The sequence below is a fragment of the Aeromonas sp. Y318-3 genome, from assembly GCF_027706185.1.
Taxonomy (GTDB): Bacteria; Pseudomonadota; Gammaproteobacteria; order Enterobacterales; family Aeromonadaceae; genus Aeromonas; species Aeromonas veronii.
Genome location: NZ_JAPDCN010000002.1, coordinates 456,182 through 475,750 on the forward strand (window position 1 = coordinate 456,182; position 19,569 = coordinate 475,750).

12 protein-coding genes are annotated in these 19,569 nt (G+C 52.0%); 8 read left to right on the forward strand and 4 right to left on the reverse strand.

All coding sequences use genetic code 11. From position 1 onward, the window contains the following. Positions 1 to 74 precede the first annotated feature (74 nt). From OKB77_RS04565 to OKB77_RS04580, 4 genes are all read right to left on the reverse strand, one after another. On the reverse strand, positions 75 to 914 hold the full coding sequence (locus OKB77_RS04565; protein WP_042080421.1) for an FTR1 family iron permease: 840 nt from the start codon (positions 912 to 914) through the stop codon (positions 75 to 77). After that, positions 914 to 3,904 (reverse strand): YncE family protein, encoded by a 2,991-nt coding sequence (locus tag OKB77_RS04570; protein WP_270817000.1) that lies wholly within the window; start codon positions 3,902 to 3,904, stop codon positions 914 to 916. The genes OKB77_RS04565 and OKB77_RS04570 overlap by 1 nt, the downstream gene beginning before the upstream one ends. Before the next feature lie 4 nt (positions 3,905 to 3,908). Beyond that, positions 3,909 to 4,358, reverse strand: coding sequence for a hypothetical protein (locus tag OKB77_RS04575; RefSeq protein WP_100653541.1), 450 nt, complete (start codon positions 4,356 to 4,358; stop codon positions 3,909 to 3,911). A 128-nt stretch (positions 4,359 to 4,486) separates the two neighbouring features. Next, positions 4,487 to 4,972, reverse strand: a complete 486-nt coding sequence (locus OKB77_RS04580; RefSeq protein WP_005333692.1) for a YqhA family protein — start codon at positions 4,970 to 4,972, stop codon at positions 4,487 to 4,489. 277 nt (positions 4,973 to 5,249) lie between these two features. Between OKB77_RS04580 and OKB77_RS04585 the strand changes: the two genes are divergently transcribed. The 8 genes from OKB77_RS04585 (at position 5,250) to OKB77_RS04620 (ending at position 19,541) form a co-directional block, all read left to right on the forward strand. Beyond that, a complete protein-coding gene (locus tag OKB77_RS04585) occupies positions 5,250 to 6,239 on the forward strand; it encodes a DUF2860 family protein (protein WP_199428655.1) in 990 nt (329 codons plus the stop codon). A 412-nt stretch (positions 6,240 to 6,651) separates the two neighbouring features. Then, entirely contained in the window at positions 6,652 to 8,271 is a 1,620-nt protein-coding gene (gene dptF, locus OKB77_RS04590) for a DNA phosphorothioation-dependent restriction protein DptF (RefSeq protein ID WP_270817002.1), read from the forward strand. A 2-nt stretch (positions 8,272 to 8,273) separates the two neighbouring features. Next, a complete protein-coding gene (dptG, locus tag OKB77_RS04595; RefSeq protein ID WP_270817003.1) occupies positions 8,274 to 9,602 on the forward strand; it encodes a DNA phosphorothioation-dependent restriction protein DptG in 1,329 nt (442 codons plus the stop codon). After that, on the forward strand, positions 9,583 to 14,694 hold the full coding sequence (gene dptH, locus OKB77_RS04600; protein WP_270817004.1) for a DNA phosphorothioation-dependent restriction protein DptH: 5,112 nt from the start codon (positions 9,583 to 9,585) through the stop codon (positions 14,692 to 14,694). Before dptG ends, dptH begins: the two co-directional genes overlap by 20 nt. A 70-nt stretch (positions 14,695 to 14,764) precedes the next feature. Next, the gene (locus OKB77_RS04605; RefSeq protein WP_150388942.1) at positions 14,765 to 16,864 is read left to right on the forward strand and encodes a DEAD/DEAH box helicase family protein; all 2,100 of its coding nucleotides are present in this window, start codon (positions 14,765 to 14,767) and stop codon (positions 16,862 to 16,864) included. Further along, on the forward strand, positions 16,854 to 17,081 hold the full coding sequence (locus OKB77_RS04610) for a hypothetical protein (RefSeq protein ID WP_150388943.1): 228 nt from the start codon (positions 16,854 to 16,856) through the stop codon (positions 17,079 to 17,081). The genes OKB77_RS04605 and OKB77_RS04610 overlap by 11 nt, the downstream gene beginning before the upstream one ends. Next, positions 17,062 to 19,083, forward strand: coding sequence for an AAA family ATPase (locus tag OKB77_RS04615; protein ID WP_150388944.1), 2,022 nt, complete (start codon positions 17,062 to 17,064; stop codon positions 19,081 to 19,083). The genes OKB77_RS04610 and OKB77_RS04615 overlap by 20 nt, the downstream gene beginning before the upstream one ends. Continuing rightward, positions 19,083 to 19,541, forward strand: coding sequence for a hypothetical protein (locus tag OKB77_RS04620; protein ID WP_150388945.1), 459 nt, complete (start codon positions 19,083 to 19,085; stop codon positions 19,539 to 19,541). Before OKB77_RS04615 ends, OKB77_RS04620 begins: the two co-directional genes overlap by 1 nt. Positions 19,542 to 19,569 lie beyond the last annotated feature (28 nt).

The window sequence follows — 19,569 nt, forward strand, 5'->3', positions numbered from 1 at the left end:
AGGGAACCGCGCCAAGGCGCGGCTCCCGAATGATGTTGTTACCCCGTGCCCTTGTTGCTACAGGGCGTGCGGGCTCAGCCCTTGCTGGATGCGGCGCTCACCTGCGGGCGATAGCTGCGCTGCCAGAGGGTAACGAAGATCGCCAGATAGAGGGCCCAGGTCAGCAGCTGCAAGCCAGCGGGTGAGGCATTGTAGCCAAACAGGGCGCGCAGGAAGGTACCAAATATCCCCTGATCGTCGAGAATGTGGCTGATGTCGAACACCGGCGTGGTCCAGAAGGTGATGATCTCTGCCGCTTGCAACATGTTGACGGCGGACGACAGCAGACCTGCGGCGATGATGATGATAAGCAGGCCGGTCCAGCGGAAGAAAGGAGCCAGCGCCACCTTGCGGGTGGAGCGCAGTAGTCCCCACACCAGCGCGATGGAGACCAGCAACCCCGCCAGCGCGCCCATCAGGCCGGATTGCAGATCGACCCCTTGCCCGGAGTAGAGCAGGGCGGAGAAGAAGAGCACGGTTTCAAACCCTTCGCGCATCACCGCCAGAAAGGCGAGCAGCACCAGACCAAACAGGTTGCCGCCATCGATGGCCGCATCGATACGCGCCGTCATGGCCCCCACCTGGGATTTGGCCTGCTTTTGCATCCAGATCGCCATATAGGTGAGCACCAGAGTGGCGAAGATGAGGATCCCCGCCATCAAGAGGTGGTTGTAGCGCTCGCTCTCGAACTGGCTCACCACCACCTGGAACAGGAAGGCGACCACAAGGGAGGCGATAAGGCCAAGCCCCACCCCCAGATAGATGAATTTGTTGTAGCGGCTCGCCCCCAGCTTGGCGAGGTAGGAGAGGCAGATGCCGACCAGCAGGAAGGCTTCCAGCCCCTCGCGCAGGGTAATGAGAAAACTTGCAAACATCAGGATTGAGGCTCCGTAGCGGGCGTGACGGGGAGAGGCTGCAGGGTAAGTTGCAACCGATTTAGCTGCACTATGGGTGGCTCCGGCAAGCTCGGCTCGGCGGCGCGCACCGCATCATTGACCCACTTGGGGTAGGTGCGGAAATTGAGTTTGATATCGGCCTTGAATGGCCCTTGGGCATCTGCGGGTAGCTGCCAGGCTTCATCGCGCCAGCCATCGGCCGGAATGCGGGTATCTTCCAGCAGTTTGGCGTAGCGCCAGAACTTGAGCCCAACCGGCTTTCCCTCGGCATCACCGAACACTTTTCTGAACAGTCGCGCATCTTCTGGGACAGCGCCATCCACCGGCTGGCCGCTGGCAAGCACCACCTTGCCGGTGGCGTCGGTGACGGTCAGCTCCAGCCAGAGTTCACGAAAATCAGCTACGCCAGTGGGCAGAGCATGGCCCGCGCCGGTATTGGCGACCCGCACCACCAGCTGCTGACTATCGGCCGCCTGTTCGATACGGGCGGAGAGGGTAGCGCTGGAGCGCAAGAGCGCCAGGCTCTCCTGTTCAAGCGCAGGATTACGCAGCCCCACCAGCTGGTGCTGGGCGCCGGTGAAGTTGTGGCGATAGAGCCGCGCTTTCATGGTGCCGTTTTCGGTGGACTGGCCCGCCACCGGCGCGCCGCCATTGCCCGGTTCCGGGTTCATATGGCAGTCGATGCAGGTGCGCCGCTTGGCGGGATCCTCCGCGTTTGCGAAGCTGGATTTTTCCCACTCGTCCCAGGTGTTGACGATATTGGCGCCGGTGCCCGGGGCAAACTCGTTGTGGCACGATTTGCACAGAGCCGCGTCGCGGTAGAAATCCTTCTGATAGGAGGCTTTGTGGGCCGCCGGACGGGCGTTGATCTGCCGCTCGGCCAGCCAGTGCTGGAGGCTGCCGCCCGCGGCATCCTCGAACACATAGCTCTCGCGGTCTTTCAAATTCACGGTAAAGGCGCTGTTGCCGCCCGCGTCTTCTACCTTGGTGATGCGATGGCAGAGCACGCAGCCGGTCCCTTCCTCAACCACAGGTTCGCCCGCCTTGTGGGCGGCAATCAGCGAGGCGCCGCCCTGCTCGAACATGTGGGAGCCCTTGGGCAGATCCAGCTGGCCTGTCATCACCTGCTGGGGCATGTGGCAGCCCTGACACCATTGGCCAAACGCTTCCCCTTCGGTTTCGCGGGCCAGCGCCTGCACCACCTTGTAGTAGGGATGGGAGTTGCCCATCAGCCGGTGGTTGCTCTCGCTCCAATCTTTGAAGGCCTGTTGGTGGCAGTTCTGGCAGGAGGCGGAGTTGAGCCACGCCTTCGGGTGAGTCGTCGGCGCCTTGGCGGGATCGGTGCGCGGGGCATCGAGCCGCAGCCAGTTGGCGAGATAGGGGAGGTTGCCATCGGCGGTGACGAAGGCGTGTAAGTCCTCCATCATCGCCTTCACCTCGGGCTGAGGCTTGGCGGGGTCAACCGCTTCGGCCCCATCGCGGGTGTCGTGCCCCATGCCACCCTGGGTCTGCTGGGTCATGCGCAGGTATTCGCCGACAAAATCCCCCGCCACCATGTTGGTGAGGTTGGCGTGGCCGTTGATGGCGTTGTCGCCGCTCTTCTGGCGATGGGCCGCCATCAGATAGCGGTTGGTGAAGTTGAACCCGTCCAGATGGCAGGAGTTGCAGCTCATCCAGTTGTCCCCCGCCATGGGGAAGCGTGAGTTGGACGCTGTGTTACCAAGATGGAACAGCCGCTCGCCGCGCTGAAGCGGCTCGGGGCGCGGATCCGTCTCTACCAGCTTGGCGAAGTGGGGCACATCAACCGTTACTCGGGCAAACGGGCCGCTGCCGCCACTATTGAGGCGGGTAAGATCCTGCCCCATGGCGTTGTGCACCAGAATATGGTCACCGTCGATCAGCAAGTCCCGCGGATTCTGGCCCGGCAGGTGACGCAATAGCTGGGTCGCCTTGGCGCCCCCCTGAAACTTCTTGCGGCGGTGGCGGTTGCTGTTCTGCTTGCCGCTGCGGGAGAGATCAAACACCAGCAGATCTTCCGAGCCCGCAAGGGTCAGATAGACCCGCTTGCCGTCGGCGGCAAAGCGCGCTGCGAAAGGGTTGGAGACGATCTGGCTGCGGTTGCCGACGCTTGGCAGATTGATCTGCAAAAAGAGCTGTTTTCTTTCATCGACCCGCTCTTTCTCCTCATCGAGATCGATGATGGAGACAGCCGGAAAGACGGTGCTCTGAAACTGGAAGGGGTGGCTGAAGCTCCACAGCACATGAGGCAACCAGGCCTCGCTGCCATCGGGGGAGAGGGCGATGCCGTCGAGCAGGCGCGGCAATCCCTGGGAGTCGCTCGTCGTGTCGCTATAGGTCTCGGCCAGGGTGATGAGTTTGGGCTTGGGAAGCGAAGATCCCTTGGCGCCGTGGCCAAGCTTGGCTAGACCATAGATGGCGAGCTGGCCGGTCATGGCGTGGGTGAGCAGCAGGCGATCGTCGTCGGTCAGGGCCAGTCCACGGGGAGTCTCGGAGGTTTCTGCATCCAGCTGTAGGTTGCCGGCGGTGTCGTAGGCCTGCAGGCGAGCGGATTCGAACAGCGTGACCCAGAACCACTGCCGTTTGGCATCGAAGATGACCCCGTAGGGTCTATGGCCGGTGGGGATCGCCTTTTTCAGATCGAGATCATCATCCAGCAGCAACAGGCGATCGCCGCTGTAGTCGGTGACCAGCAGAGTGCCATCATCGGCGCGGGCCAGCTGGCGCAGATCGCCCCCCAGCGGCACCTCTTTTAGGCGTTTTCCGCTATCGCGCTCAAGCAGGGTGACCGAGCCAGCGCTCAGATTGGCGGTGACGAGGCGCGGGCTTTGCCCCTCCTCATAGGCGATCATCCCGGCGCCCATCTGCTGGGCAGTGGCAAAGTGGCTGGTCAGCAGCAGGAGGAGGGCCAGCAGGGGTGACAAATATGCAGAGAACGATGACTTCAACATGGGATCAGGAGCGCCATTTCAAGATGGTCCAGCGCCAGGCGTGGCGCAGCACCAGAGGAGTTAACGCCAATGCGCTCAGCCAGTGGGCCCAGCTGGCGAGGTTGCCCGTGGCATCGCCCGGAGTGCCGTGCAGCACTAGCAGCAGGCCGCTGGCCAGACAGATCAGCAGCAGGGCTTCAATAATCCGCCCCGTGGTGCGTAAAAAGGGTTTGTTGCTGCGGTTCAACAAGCTGCGGTGGGAGAGCCAGAAGGCGCCAAACAGCAGCGGGAACAGGGTGAGCGAGAGCATCACATGGAAAAACAGATTCCAGCGTGCCAGCGACCAGAGCGGGGTCAGCGGCTCCCACAACAGCAGACCGGAGAAGAACATCAGATAGAGGGTGCCCTCGGCGGCCTGATGGTGGTAGGCCAGCCACTGCCAGAATTGTCGGGGTGAGAGAGAAAGGCTTGTCATAAAGGCTCCAGCACCCGGGCGGGGCAGCCCGGGGGGAGCAAGTTTATAACGCAGTAAGAGTAATGAAAAGTGTTATCAATTGTATTGCTGGTGAATCAAGGCTGAACAAGCACAGTGATCAAACTCGACTATTTATGCTCTGCCATCCGCTCGGTCACCGCATAGATGAGCGCGGCCAGCGAGAAGGCGAGAAACACCACCACGGACCACTTCATATCGACTTCGTTGATGATGCCATCTTCGAGAAATGCCTTGAGCACCTCCACTCCGGCGATAGTCACCAGCGAGTTGATGACGATGAGCTTGAGGGAGGCAAAGTTGATCTTGCTAAGCCAGTTGCTGCTCAGGGAGGCGCGCTGCTCTTCCGTCTGGATAAATTGCACATAGCCACAGATAGCAACCAGGATCAGCATCTGGGCCACCAGTATAAAGTCCACCAGAGTCAGCACGCCGGTAATGAGATCCAGATAGGGGATCTCGAAAATGTTTACAGAAAGCTGATAGAGCTGCATGGCAAACTTCACCATCAGCAATACCACGCAGATGAGAATGCCAATGTAGAAGGGGAACATCATCAATCTGCTGCCATTGAGCATGAAATTGAATCGACGCATGAGAACTCCGATGTTGGGAACAGGGGTAAATAGAGTGAGTATGGCGCGAGCAGCCCGCAGCGTTGCAAGGCCGTGGGGACTGATTATGCCGGGTCGCCCCCTGCTTGCGCCTATAAAAAAATAAAAAGCCATCATAAAAAATAAAACCGCATCCCGCTGTCTTATTTGTGATTTTTCCCCGCCGTAACATGCCGCTTCTCGATACTGGGGGGCGACTGCCTCCCTCCTATTTATCAGGCTCGGCCCACTCTTGTGGCCGCTTGCCAGGAGTGTTGCGATGCGTATTGGTCTGCTGTTGAGTATGGGGATGCTGGTTGCAAGCGGGGTTCAGACACAAGAGCTGGGAGCCATTCCCGGGGAATCTGGTTTTTCCGGTAGTGTGCTGGCGGGGGCCAGCGTTGGCGAGACCAAGTCCAATTTTGCCACGGGGAGTGCAGGTAGCGAGCGTATTGACGCTTTGGGTGCTGCGGCGCAGCAGCGTCACCTTGATCCGGTGATCAACGGGGATCTGCGTTACACCTTTGCCTCCACCGGTAGCCAGTTGTTCCTGGGCAACCTCATTCAGGATGCCATTCGTGGCGACGGTACCCAGCAGTTCGGGCTGCGCCAGCAACTGGGGGACAAGGGGATCGTGGCCGGTTCGCTGGTGTTCAATGCCACCCCGGTCAAGGTCTGGCGCGATCCCTTTGCTGTGGGTGTGGAACGCGAGCAGAGTGACGAGCGATCCCACGGCGCCCGTCTGGCGTGGGACAACATCTGGGGCAGTGCGCTCAGTGGCAGCATCACCAGCCGCGACGTCAAGGTGGATGGGGAGTCCAGCGGCGAGCAATATGGTCGCGCTGTGATGGGGATGCTGGATCGCAATGGCCGGGTCAACTCCGCCGAGGTCTCCTACCAGTTCCGGCTAACAGACGATCAGTTCCTCGAGCCAGCATTGCGCTATGAGAAGGCTGATCTGGTGGGCAGTGCCGAGTCTTATGTGAGCAAGGGGTTGCAGCTCACGTACGCCAAAACCTCGCCCCGCTGGTCATTTGTCAGCAACCTCTATCTGGGCAAGCAGGACTATGACGAGGCCAACCCGCTGTTTGGCCAGCGTGCCGACAGTCGCGACATGGCCATCGATGCCACCCTCTTCTGGCACCAGCTGTTTGGCATTGCGCCGCTCTCTGCGCTCCTGAGCGCCAGCTACGCCACGGCAAACTCCGGGATCGACTTTTACGATATTCGCGCCACCAGCATCACCACGGGCCTGCTCTACCGTTTCTGATCCCGGCATCCGGCAGCGAGATGAGGTGCACACAAAGGGGCTGGTCAATCCAGCTCTTTGTTTATGGGATGGCGCTCAATAGACAATTCAAGCTGTATGCAGGTTGGTCATCACATGCAGACAAGAGACGTTTTGACAGTGTAGCGTTCATCTGGGGTAGAGAGGAGGTCATGACATACAGGTTGATTTGGGAAAAAACGGCAAGAAAATCTCAAGTGTAATGCTATTTGTGTTGAGGGAAATTTAGCCTAATAGCTGAATAAGTGGACTATGTGCCTGTATAAGATAAAAACAAATGTGAGTTCAGATTTGACGAACGTCAAGGATTCATACAAAGACTCATCCTTTCTTGTAGTCTCCCAATGATTCAATCAGTTAGTATCTGTCAGATATGAAATGATAGGGTTATACCGTGAGTACAATTTCCCTTCGCAAGGCCCTCGGGGTTTTGGCTAAATCTTCTTCCTTCTCGGTCAAGACGACAACACAACGTCAGAGAGATCTGTTTGATGACCTCAAGGATTATCTCTACGTTACACCCGAAATCGAGGATGATTTTGAGAAGTGCCTCCGTTCATTGCAGCCTGGTGAGTGTGTGTTTTTATGCGGCAGTAGTGGTGATGGCAAATCTGAAATATTGTCACGTAGCTATGACCAATATAAAAACAGATATACCTTCCATCTGGATGCAACCCATAGCTTTTCGCCTCATCAATCAGCAATCGATGCGCTAAACGAACTCTTTGATCGTGCAAGAGACGGGGCTCAACCCCTGGTGGTTGGTATCAATATCGGTATGCTGGCCAACTTTGCCAAAGAAGGGGCTGAGCGGCACAGTGAGTTGCGTGGCGTGATAGAGCGTTTTTTGGATAGTGGCGAGAGAACGCAAGGGGCATATCACTTTCTGGATTTCGAGTCCTATCCAAAATTTCGTTTTAATGATGACGCTGGCAGCTATTCAAGCTTTATGCGTCAACTGCTCAAGCGGTTAACTCAGCCAACCGATGACAATCTGTTTCATGCTATTGCTCTTGCAGATGAGCAACGCCAACGCGACATGCGCCTCATCGCCAATTTCAGGCTGCTGGCCAATGAGCACGTGCAAGAGATTATCATTACCACTCTGTTCAAAACCCGTTTGATCAAGGATCAATTCATTACGACTCGCGCTTTGCTGGATCTGTTGCATCAGCTTCTGGCCGGGGAGCATTACCTCTTTGACAACCTGTTTCTGGCTAAAGACAGCGAGCTAAGCCTGCGTCTTGCTGACTTTGATCCTGCCTTGATTCATACCCAAGCGGTAGACCAGTTTGTGCTGCGTTATGAGCTGAATCTACCGGATGAGGCGCTGGATGCCTTTATGGTCGAGCTGGCAAAACTGGGGCTCATATTCAACGAGCCTCGTGATAAAGCGGGTCAAGCCGCATCCCTTCTGCGCCTTTTTTATCTGCTTAAGGACTGTGAGCTGGGCAATAACTACCATCACCAATTCAAAGTCGATTTTGAAGAGCAGGTACTTGAACACTATGCCACTGTCTGGCTGCAGCATAGTCAGTATCTTGGGGAGGGTGGAAGCCAGCTGGCCTTGCGCAATTTCTATGTGAAAGCGCTGATCCCGGCCATTTTTGTCTATGCCAACCGCAATGCCCCTGAGTTGTCAAAGCGAGAGCTTTCTCTTGGTCAATTTGGCCAGTGTCATGTCGCGGCACCTGTCGAGCTGAAAGCTGATTACAGCGCAATTCAGCGTCAGCATGTCGAGAAACACGATCATTTCAGCGCCTATCTGAAGGTTGATGACCAGCCCTTGGCACCAATGGCAATCAACCTCAATCTGTTTGAGCTGATCTGCAAGCTCAACAACGGCTATCGGCCAAACAAGTACGACAAGAATGCCATCGTGTTGCTTGATGAGATGGTTGAACAAATCCGCGCTGTCGCTAAAAAGAGCCCTGTTCTTCATTATTACGAAGGTGATCAGCATTACCGTCTTGGTTTGGATGACGGCATGATCACTGTAGAAGGAACCAGATAGTCATGTCTCTGTATCCAATTCCTGTCGGATTAGCTCCGGTTGATAAAAACAAGCTCACCAACTACTGGCCCATTCGCAACAAAGGCAATGAGTTTGACTGGGATACCGTGACCGGTGTCGTGCTGGGGCTTTCTTTGCGCAAGCAGGTGACTGCCTATGAATTTGGGCAATTTAAGGAGGAGTGCAAAGCCCGGTTTGTAGACAAGCTCGACGATCCTGATTTTTGGCAGGTGCTTGAGCGAGCCTATTTTTCAAATGATGCACTCTTTCATATTTCACCGCTGTTCCTGTTGTTTAAGGCCAAAGGTAAGAAGAGTGGGCAAGCCGATCTCAGCGCACCAGATACGCGGTTGTGCAAATTGTTTGCAGGTCTGTTGGGGGATTTCTTCCTGGAAGATGCGCTCGATGACAAGCTCAACTTTGTCGAGCAAGAATTGTTGTCCGTTTTGCAAGGCAGGCTGCAAAGCGGCAGCCTGGTAAAAAATGAGGATGAGCAACCTTATCTACCTTTTTTGAATGCCGTATTTCGTGAAGATATTCGCTTTTTGGCTGCGCATCCCCAGTATCTGCTGCAAGCCTTGCCTGGCACACTCAAGCTGTATGCCTTTGCTTACTGTGCTCAGCTGGCGCTGAATGTGACCGACTGGCAACATGAGCCCCAAAGCAAGCCCCTCTACTTTATTCTCGATTCGGAAAAGGCCAGCTCTGAACGTACATCGGTAAAGCGCTCTGGCTACAAGCTGCTGGCGGCTGCCAGCGAGCGGGTTTTCCCGCTGCTTTCCGCCCTTGACGTGCTCCAGTTGCCAGGGGATGCCAAGAAAAGACCGCTCTGGCAGGTTTATCGCGATGCCACGCAATATGCTGACCAGACTCAGTTGCTGGAAGATTTGAACAACTATCTGCAGGCCTTTAGAGAGAAGCGTGGGTTACGGCCTGAGCGCCCTCTCACAAACAGCGTGGCAGAAGCCTTTGAGCAGCTCAAAGAGTTGGCTCTGGAGCAATTCCGTGATGTCAATACCTCCCGTGGCGGCGTGAACAAGAAATATGTCAAAGAGCTGGAGGAGAAGCTGCTCAGTGATTTTATTCAGGCACGGGGGGCCGCTGGCCGCACCCTGGTGCTGAATCAGGATCAGCTGTTGCTGTTGACCAATCTCACCATCGGCAAGGCCGACAAGCTGCGTCTGCACGATCTGCGCAAAGGCTTCGAGCAGCGCGGTTTTTATCTTGATAACCAGTCATTGCAGCAACTGGTTAGCTTCTATGAGCGCATGGGCAATGTAGAACGAATGAGTGACAGTGGAGACGCCGTATATGTCCGCAAGACCCTTTGAGCATTTTCTGGCCGAACGTTTCATCGAGTGGGTCAGTGCCGACATTGAACCCGGCTCTCGTTACCAGTTCAAATCCCCCAGTGCAGAAAACGGTCTGGTGCTCTATCAGTCACTGGTGACCTTTGCTGCCACAAATTCGCTGGCTACGGCCGATGGCATTGACCTGCCATACATAGAGTGCAATGGCGTGCGGGTTTTACCTGTGTTGCATGGTGAGGCTCCGGGATTTACCGAAAACTACATTTCCCGTTTGCGTGATCTGGTCGCAGGGCGCAGTGCAGAATTTGAAAAAGCAGCCCTGCTCATTATCCACAACAGCATGCTGGATACCCTGATCAACAGTGCGCTTGATTTGGGGGCGCCCGGTGCTGTCTGGCATCCGGATAGTCTCTCGCAGCAGCTTGGCGCGCTGATAGATGTTGGCAGCAGTAACAAGGAGCTGTCAGCCTGCCTGCTTGAAGAGCAACTGGCCCTCATCACCGAAGAGGGGGCGACCGTGTTTGGTTTTGCTCCTCTGTTCAGTGCACTTGATCAAGATGGGGAACTGAAGTTTGATGAGCTTCAGCTATTCAATGACCCGGTCATTCGGAGCTGGAGCGGCAAGAAGGCCCAGATCAGCAAGCGGCTCCAAGCAAACCGCAAGCTGCGACGCGAGATTGAAGATGCGGTTGAGCATTATGATCTCGATCAGCTCGAGAGTGTCCTGAAAGAGTTCAGCGCCAAGTTTATCCGCCAGCATTTCCAGGATGAGAGCTGGCGTGAGCTGGAATTCGAGGCCTACCTCAAAGAGATTGAAGCCAACAAAGCGCAAAAGTTGCTATTAGAAGAGGTGGCTGTTGACAGTGGTTCGCTGCAACAAAGAGCCAAAAGCCAGAGCAAGGCGGGGCAGCGCGACCTGAGCCTGCTAATCCAGCTCCCGCCGGGAGAGAAAACCCTCAACCTCTCTTTTACCTTCATCGGCAATGATCTGGACGAGAGCCAGTTCAAACTGATGCACAATGGGCCGCTAAAAAATGCGGTCACTTACTCTGTCAGCCGTGTCGGAGGTAAACGCTGCTGGGCGACGGTGACCTTGCCCGTCACAGGAGAACCCACCTTTTTTAGCCTTGAGCTTAAACGCGATAACCGCTCCGAAGAGTACAAGTTCCGCTGTCTTGTGGTAGAGCAGGGAGATTTCTATTTCGATGAGTTGCTGCACTGCTTCCGAGTGGATGCGGGCAAGAAGTGGCTGACCCTGCTGCTGGAAGAGAACAAGTTCAAGGTCAACCCAGAGCAAGACGCCATCATGCATCTGGTTGACGATGAGGGGGAAGTGGACTGCGGCACCTGTGGCTGGGTGAACTTTGATACGCTGGCCGAGCAGAGCGAACAGATCCAGTTTGAGCTGGTCAATGGCGAGCGTCGCTTACCCATCAATATTGAAGGCCCGGCCGCCGACGAGAGTATTTGCGTTCCGCTGCTGTTTGACAGAGATCGTTTCGCCAAGCTGCTCAGAGATGACCGTAATGCCGAGTATCTGCGGGCCAAAGGCAAGATCATTTTCGATAACAGCGAAAGTGGTGTGGCCGGGATCCGCCAGCAGCTGCTGAATCTCGAAGCACGGATGGTTGATGAGCGGGCCTTGTATATCGGTCTGACTGCCGATCCAATGCCACTTGCGGCGATTAGTGCCAGGTTCCCTGATTTACATGGCGCTTATGCCGCCCTGTTTGACTATCTGCAACACAAGAAAACATTGCCGAGCCTGGTGGCCTGGGGCGACAGCTATTGCGCCCTGGTGCAGCGGGTGCTGGATGCCTACGAAGTGGCATTGAGCGAGATACCGACCAATGCGGTGTTGGCGCTCGAGCACAAACAGTTGATGCGCATTGGTCTGTGCCGTCAGGATGAGTGGCAACGCCTTAGTCCGCTGTACCCCTTGGTACTTGCCTATCACCTGCAATTGGTGGCCGAAATAAAAGCCGATCGCGATGAAGATGGCGTCAGTTCTTTTGCCGAATTGCCGGAGGTTACCCGCGAGCGCCTGGTTGCATCTGGCTTGCTGCCTTTCGTCTATGACAATGACTCTGGCTACGCTCATCTGCTGCCGGTGCGGGAGAACAGCTTCTGGCTCGACGTGGTGCCACAAAAGCAGGAGAGCTACAGCTACATCAAGCGTCTGGTGCGCGACAAACTGGCCGAGTTTACCCAGGCCTATTCTCGTCTGTTCAGTGCCGGGGCCAAGAGCACCCTGATCGTCAATGCTATCAATCAGGCGAGTGCGGCAGAGCTCTTCCTCGGTTTGATCGAGCACTTCAAGCTGCACAAAGAGCAAGCGATCGCCATCCATGTGAACTTCTACGATGAGCGGTTGCAATTCAACGATTTCGACCGCTTTGCCGAAACTGCCGCTTATGACGAGCTGAAAGCCTGGCTTGGCTTGAACACCACTGCGCTGCGTGCTGAGGCCGATATGCTGATCGACCTGATCCGCAGCCGTCTGACTTACAGCAAGTTCACCCTGCCCAACGAGCGTGAGCAGTTTGCCTATGCCCACCTGGCGTTTTTCCGCAACCAGGAGCCGGTAGAGTGCCATCCCATCAATACCGATGAAGCTCTGAGTGGTGTGCTGTGTGATGGCTTGATCGCCGGGGAAGCGGCCGAAACGAAAGGGGCTGCCTATTTCACCGCCTTTGGTTTGCGTGGCGTGCCCTATCAAGGGGTGCAGTCGCTGCGGGTGGCCCGCCTGCTGGGCAACCTGTGGCAACCGGCCAGCCAGAGCAATGCCCAGTATCTAGCAACCAGCCTGGGGCTGGCGGTCAGTGCCGATTTCAAGGCACTGCTGACCCGCTCTTATGACAGCGCACTGTGGACCACCATCATCGATCCCAAGGTGACCCTCGATTTCTTCACCAGTCAGCAGGATGTGGTGCTGATCCACTACTCGGATCAATACACCAGTGCGGCCGGTTATGACGCCATCACGGTAACCAAGCAGGTAGACCTCTTTAAACGCTTGCTGCAAAAAGAGGGTCACGGACAAGGTGAGACGTTGCTTTCCGAATTCAATGCCTTCAACGGCGAGTGGCTGCTCAAGATGCTCACGGCCAACGACAAGGAGCGCAAAGAGAAGAACGGCATCATCGGTGCCTACAAGTTTGTCTCGGCCTTGTTGCGGCAATCCGATATCTGCTGGGTCCCCCTCTCCGTGGCCGAGATGATCCGCGTCTCCGGCAATGTTGGCCTCAAGATGAGCGACAGCGAGTTCTCCCGTCAGGTGCATGGGTATCGCAAAGGGGCCATTTCCGATGACGTGCTCTTTGTCGGCTTCAAGGGCAAGCAACTCTATCTGTTGCCTCTGGAGGTCAAGACCGGTGTCAGACCTGACTTTGCCTATGCCGGGCAACAGGCGCTGGAGCTTAAACGTTACCTGATGGAAGAGGTGCTTGGCCCCAATACCTTGGCTGCGCGGCTCTACCGTGGTCTCTTTATTCGCCAGGTGCTGATGCAGGTCGACAAGCTGTGCCTCTATCAGGTGATGCAGCCTGCACAGCTTGCACCGCTATTGACCGAGCGGGAGTGGTGGCTCAAAGGGGAATATACCTTGGCTAGCGTGCCCGACTATCCCGAAGGCTTTGTGGTCGCCCATATCGAAAACGACAGCTTCTTTGTTCCTCACTACCAGATGACCGAGCGGGGGGTATTGCAGGTTGAACTGCCCTACGCCTTGCTGGGTAGCCTTATTCAGGCCAGCAGCGCCCCTGCGCTTGATGAGCTGGTGACCCTGTGCCACGTAGATAAACAATATCTGCTGGGGCCTAGAGAAGAGGTGGCGGAGCCTGAATCTGGCTCTCAACCGCAGCCAAAAGAAGGGGGCAATCAGGCGGTGGATATGGCGCTATTGGCAGCAGCCACTGATATCCAAAACACCGATCCGGTTACCCCAGTAGCGGTGGAAACCGGACTGACCATCGAGCCGACAGAGCCCATTCGTATCCTGTTTGGCCACGAGGCGCTGCGGCAAACCCCGCTCTATTGGGAGCCCACCAATACCGCCCGTTTTATGAATACCAATACCGGCATCATAGGCACCATGGGCACCGGCAAAACCCAGTTTACCAAGTCGCTGATCACCCAGCTGATGCGCCAGCAAGACAACAATGTCGAGGGGGCACGTATCGGTCTGCTGATCTTCGATTACAAATCTGACTATGTGGATGATGCCTTTAGCGAGGCCAACCAGAGCAAGCGGCTGCGGTTGTATCGTCTGCCGTACAATCCGCTCTCGCTCTATGGCGATATGCCGATGCTGCCGGTGCATACCGCGACCGGGTTTGCCGAGACCCTGGCCAAAGCCTTCGGCCTCGGGCCCAAGCAGCAGCTACGGCTGCGCAAGTTGATCCTCGATGCGTATGATCTGGCGGGGATCAGCAGGTCTGACGCCAGCACCTGGTCAAGGCCTGCGCCCACCTTGGCTCAGGTGTGGGATCTCTATCTTGAGCAGGAGAAGGTAGAAGAGGACTCTCTCTACGCGGCGCTCGACTCGCTGGTCACTTACGAGATCTTTGAAACCATGCCGGATAAGGTGAGCTCCCTGTATGAGCTACTCGATGGTGTGACGGTGATCGAGCTGGCGGGCTACTCACCCCAGATCCAGAACCTAGTGGTAGCCCTGACGCTGGATCTCTTCTATTCGCAGATGCAAAAACGCGGTAAGCCGCAAGTCAACGGCGATTATCGCCAGATCACCAAGATGCTCCTGGTCGACGAGGCCGACAACTTTATGTCGCAGGACTTCCCCAGCCTGCGCAAGATCCTGAAAGAAGGGCGCGAGTATGGGGTAGGGGTGATCCTCTCAACCCAAGACTTGAGTCACTTTAAAACCGGGGAAAACAACTACGGCTCTTATATTTTGACCTGGGTGGTGCATCGCGTCGCCGAGATCAAGAATGCCGATATCAAGGCCATCTTTAATAAAGATGATAAGACCGAGCAAGAACAATTAATGGAAACCATCCGCAAGCTGGATAAGCACTTTAGTCTCTATATTGATGGAGATAAAAAGGTATCTATGATGCGGGATAGAGCGTTTTGGGAATTAAGCTATGAATAGCTCTATGATATCTAAGACCTTTTTTGTGAAATATTGTATTGAACTACAAATTTAAAATAGCGATAAAAATATGCTGAAACAAGCGGGTTTACGTTATACATATTCGTCTGAAGATAGTTCTATAGTAAAAGATTTTTATGTGCCTGCGCTGAAAAGCAGTTGTTATTACGACCGAGCAGTCGGTTTTTTCTCCTCCGCATCGTTAAGCATTGCTGCACGTGGATTAGCTCCGTTGCTGCAATCCGGTGGGACCATGAGATTGATTATTGGTTATCCTGTTAGCACAGAAGACTTTGATGCGATCCAAAACGGTATAGGTATCGGGCCGCATTTGACTGTTATACAGCAGAAATCAGCAGACTTCTTTGCCAATCTGCAAACCAACCTAGAGTGCCGTCGCTTCGACACCCTATCTTTTTTGGTAGCGACTAATCGCTTACAAATCCGTTTTGCATTTCGTCCAAGAGGCATGTATCACGAAAAAATTGGAATTATCCGTGATGCTGCTTATGACCGTGTAGCCTTTATCGGTTCGGCAAACGAAACTGAAAACGCACTATGCGATGATCTAAACTCGGAGTCGATAAACACCTATTTTAGTTGGGATGAGGCAATCTACAAATGCTATGGCCTAGATATTGAAGACCGTTTTGAAAGGCTTTGGCGAGATGAGCTACCGGTTACTAAAACTGTTCCAGCAAGCGCAGAATTCATCGCACAGCTAGCTGCATACCATGATGGTAAGGATGTAACGCGCATCATAAATGAGTTACAACAGCTTGAGCAAGATATTCAGGAAAAGAGTTGGGAACCATTCCGTGAACTGCCAGAGTTACCGGCATTCATCGGTCGCCATAAGTATCAGCTTCGAGAACATCAAAAAGAGGCGTTAGCTTCCTGGATCAAGCAGAAATATCACGGAATACTAAAATTAGCTACCGGGGCGGGTAAGACCATTACTGCCCTGCACGCCAGTACAGTGCTTTCAACACATAAACATTTTGCTCGTGGATTGTGTGTGGTGGTGGCGGTGCCTTACCAAGGATTAGCAGAGCAATGGCATGAGGAAATGAAGGCATTTAATATCCATGCTCTACTTTGTTATAAATCGCAAAATATTTGGTTGCAAGAATTTAAAAACAGGATTGCGGAATTCAATATTGCCACCACCCAAACATTTTTGGGAATTGTCGTGGTCAATGACACATTAAAAAAGTCAACATTTCTGGACGAGATCAATAAAGTGCCTTCAGATAGACTGTTATTTATTGGTGATGAATGCCATAACCATGCGAATTCTAGATTGATAAATATTCTGCCTAAAGCTAGGTTACGGTTGGGTCTTTCTGCTACTCCGTGGACTGACAGTGAAATAGATAAACGAGATATTTTGACTGGCTACTATGGTGAGGTGGCTGCTGAATATGGTCTTAAAGAAGCGATTGATGACAAGGTGTTGTGTCCTTATGACTACTTTCCCATTATCTGCGAGATGAATAATGACGAGGCCGACAACTATGAGGCTCTGTCCGCGAAGATCGCCCAGATGGAATCGATAAAAGAATCCGGCGGCATAGTGAATGAAGATGTATTAATGCACCTTTATCTCAAGCGTACCCGTTTGTTAGGTAATATAGTTTCAAAAATTGAGCATTTGGATCGACTAGTCCAAGAAAAAGGGGTGCAAACTCATACGTTGTTTTACTGCGGTGAAGGAGGGGGAGATAATAATTTTGAAGACGATGAGAAAACAATTGATGAAGTCACCAAGATTTTACATCAAAGAGGTTGGCGTACTTCGAAATTTACCAGTGAACAGTCGCTATCAATGAGAAAGCAGATCATGGAGAATTTTAAAAATGGAGAGATCGATGCTCTAGTTTCTAAGCGGGTGTTAGATGAAGGAATCGATATACCAGCCTGCAGCCAAGCTTTTATCATGGCAAGCTCACGTAACGAACGACAATATGTACAGCGACGCGGTCGGGTGTTGCGGCGAGCACCTAATAAAGACAAGGCTGTTATCTATGACTTTGTAACCATCCCCCCTGTTGGACGAAAGCATCAAAATTGCTTTGCCTCGATGATGCAGCAAGAATTACGCCGGGTTGAAGATTTTTCCTCACTAAGCCTTAACAAATTGCGCATGGACTATGACAATGAATATTGATGAAGTAAAAAAGTATCTAAATGAGTTAACTGATAAGCCAGATCTGCTTGATAGTAATTTGAGCATCCATGAATTGACGATCCACGAGATTATACGTGCAGAAAAAAAATATTCGTATGGGCTCGATAATACTACATCATCCGCTAGACAGGATGAGATTGAACGCATCGTATTACTGGGAATTGGGAAATATAACAATGAAGATAAAAAGAATTAAGTTAATTAATTTTCGCCAGTTTTATGGTAAAAATAACATCATTGACTTTTCAATCGACCCTGAACGTAATGTCACGTTGATACATGCAGAAAATGGTGTCGGTAAAACAACTTTGCTTAATAGTATTCTTTGGTGCTTTTACGATAAATTCACTGCTGATTTTGAACAGCAAAAAAATATTATCAATATTGATGCAGAGGCCAATGGGATTAATCAGTGTGAAGTAGAAGTGGAGTTTATTCACGAGGGGAAAACATATGGTGCTAATAGAAGATATGATGGGCAGACACAAAAGTCAACACTAGATTTATTTATTATTGATAATGGTAGCTATCAGCCAATTCGCAGTGAACGACGATTGCTTAATAGTGTCATTCCTGAAGACATGGCAGAGTATTTCTTATTCCATGGCGAAGGGATTTCTCAACTTCAGTCAAAAGAATCTAACTTTCGCAAAGCGATTCGGGATATTTTAGGTTTTACTTTAGCAGAGCAAGCGATTCATGATCTAGATGTAATCAAGCAAAAATGGAAATCTCGTCTCCAGAAGATCAATGCTAACCAAAATAAATTCATTAAAGCCCACTCGGAACTTAACAATCACGAGTCTGATCTGAAAGGAATGCAAGAAAAACAACAGCAACTTATGGAAAATATTAGTGATTTTAATGCAGAAAAGAGGAGTCTTGAAGAGGCGATAATCAATTGCAAGAATACTGATGCTACCGATCTGAAAAAACGCCTATCGAATACAGAGGATACTATCAGACGTCGTAATCATGATCTACAGCGTGAGAATAGTAAGCGGCAGCGCCTTATTAGTACCTATGGGTGGAAGGTTTTTGGAATTGAGCTAAGTGAAAGTAGCTTGGATTTTATCGATACCAGCACTCTGACCGGCAGAATACCAGCTCCTTATGATGAAACCCTGGTTAATGATATTGTGTCTTCAGGACTATGTATCTGCGGTCGTGATGTCAAAGAAGGGACCCTAGAGCACGAGAAAATTGTCGGTCTTTTAGATCGTGCTAATACACCAGAAATAAAGAATAACATAATGAAAGCTCGTTCTTTTGCTCAAACCATTGGTAATGGTGCGCAAACATTCATCGAGGAATACAACGATATTAATCTGGCTATTAAGAAGTTACATAATGAGCTAGCAAACCTTGGTGATCTTAGAGATGATTTAAACATCAAAATCGATGATATTGATGATACAATTCTCAAAGAATTACGAGCGAAAGAACGTGAAGTTGCATCTAAATTGTCTCGTGCAGAGGTATCTATTAATTCTCTAGTGAGGGAAATTAATGCCAAACTCGCTGTTATCCAACAAATTAAGCGAGAGGTGGAGAAGCACTCTCCGCAAGATGCCGAAAGCTATCAGATTTATCAATCCATTGCCTTTATCGAAGAGCTTATTAGCCTATGCAATGTTAAGCTAAGCGAGACAGAAACGCAGTCTAAAATACTCATTGCTGCAGACGTCAATGAGATTCTAAGTAAATTCAGCCGAAAAGATTTCTCTGTTAAGGTAAGTGATAGTTTTAACTTCGAGCTTATACGTGAAGGCGGTGGCATTGTAGCTAAAAGTAAAGGAGAGAAACTGCTTTTAAATTTGGCATTTGTCTCAGCCTTGATAAAGATGGCAGCCCAACGTAGTAAAGCGGAAGGCAAGTTTCTTCAGCCTGGTACTGTTGCACCATTTATCATTGATGCTCCCTTTGGTGAACTCGACGAGACCTATCGGAAAGCCACAGCTCGCTTTTTACCAGAAAATTCCGAGCAGCTCGTACTTTTGTTATCATCGTCCCATTGGAGGGGGACTGTGGGTGAAGAGATTAAAAGTAAGGTGGGCCGAGAGTACATATTGGTATCACACAAAAAATCTGCACGTGGTAGCAAACCGCTTGATGAGATTAATATATATGGAAAAGTATTCAATCAGTCAAACTACGACAGTGATTTTGATGGAACATCCATCCTTGAGGTTAAATAATGGCTACGATCTATATTGACAAAAAATACAGCAATCTGTGTGCCCAATTAGTGGATGACAAAGTTGCACAAACCGGCGAGAAAATATTTAATACCTATATGGATCTTTCGATATTCTCTGCCATGATCGCGATGGAAAAGGGTCGCATACCCGTGGAAAACAACGGGACAGAGATTCCAGATAGGGTGTTTTATAACAACCAGAAAGAAGGGTTAGTCTATCTTATTGCTCTTTTGGAGACTAAAGATCCCTATGTACTCAAGGATGACAAGCAGTGTTGGAGAATTTTTCAAGAATACGTTAACACTGGTATGTCCGAGATTTCAAGTTGGTTGATAGATAATCCAACTGATGATACAGGTGTAGACACTTTACTTAATTCTATCGCTGAAAAAGCATCAGCACTACTCAATACAGAAACACAAAGTGGGGATATTCCAGAAATTGATTTTTTCTAACTTAGAAAGGAAAGTATTGGAGTTATAT

Excerpts from the sequence above, each read along its gene's own strand:
- OKB77_RS04565 (WP_042080421.1), bottom strand. The coding sequence starts at position 914 with ATGTTTGCAAGTTTTCTCATTACCCTGCGCGAGGGGCTGGAAGCCTTC.
- OKB77_RS04570 (WP_270817000.1), bottom strand. The coding sequence starts at position 3,904 with ATGTTGAAGTCATCGTTCTCTGCATATTTGTCACCCCTGCTGGCCCTC.
- OKB77_RS04575 (WP_100653541.1), bottom strand. The coding sequence starts at position 4,358 with ATGACAAGCCTTTCTCTCTCACCCCGACAATTCTGGCAGTGGCTGGCC.
- OKB77_RS04580 (WP_005333692.1), bottom strand. The coding sequence starts at position 4,972 with ATGCGTCGATTCAATTTCATGCTCAATGGCAGCAGATTGATGATGTTC.
- OKB77_RS04585 (WP_199428655.1), top strand. The coding sequence starts at position 5,250 with ATGCGTATTGGTCTGCTGTTGAGTATGGGGATGCTGGTTGCAAGCGGG.
- dptG (WP_270817003.1), top strand. The coding sequence starts at position 8,274 with ATGTCTCTGTATCCAATTCCTGTCGGATTAGCTCCGGTTGATAAAAAC.
- dptH (WP_270817004.1), top strand. The coding sequence starts at position 9,583 with ATGTCCGCAAGACCCTTTGAGCATTTTCTGGCCGAACGTTTCATCGAG.
- OKB77_RS04605 (WP_150388942.1), top strand. The coding sequence starts at position 14,765 with ATGCTGAAACAAGCGGGTTTACGTTATACATATTCGTCTGAAGATAGT.
- OKB77_RS04610 (WP_150388943.1), top strand. The coding sequence starts at position 16,854 with ATGAATATTGATGAAGTAAAAAAGTATCTAAATGAGTTAACTGATAAG.
- OKB77_RS04615 (WP_150388944.1), top strand. The coding sequence starts at position 17,062 with ATGAAGATAAAAAGAATTAAGTTAATTAATTTTCGCCAGTTTTATGGT.
- OKB77_RS04620 (WP_150388945.1), top strand. The coding sequence starts at position 19,083 with ATGGCTACGATCTATATTGACAAAAAATACAGCAATCTGTGTGCCCAA.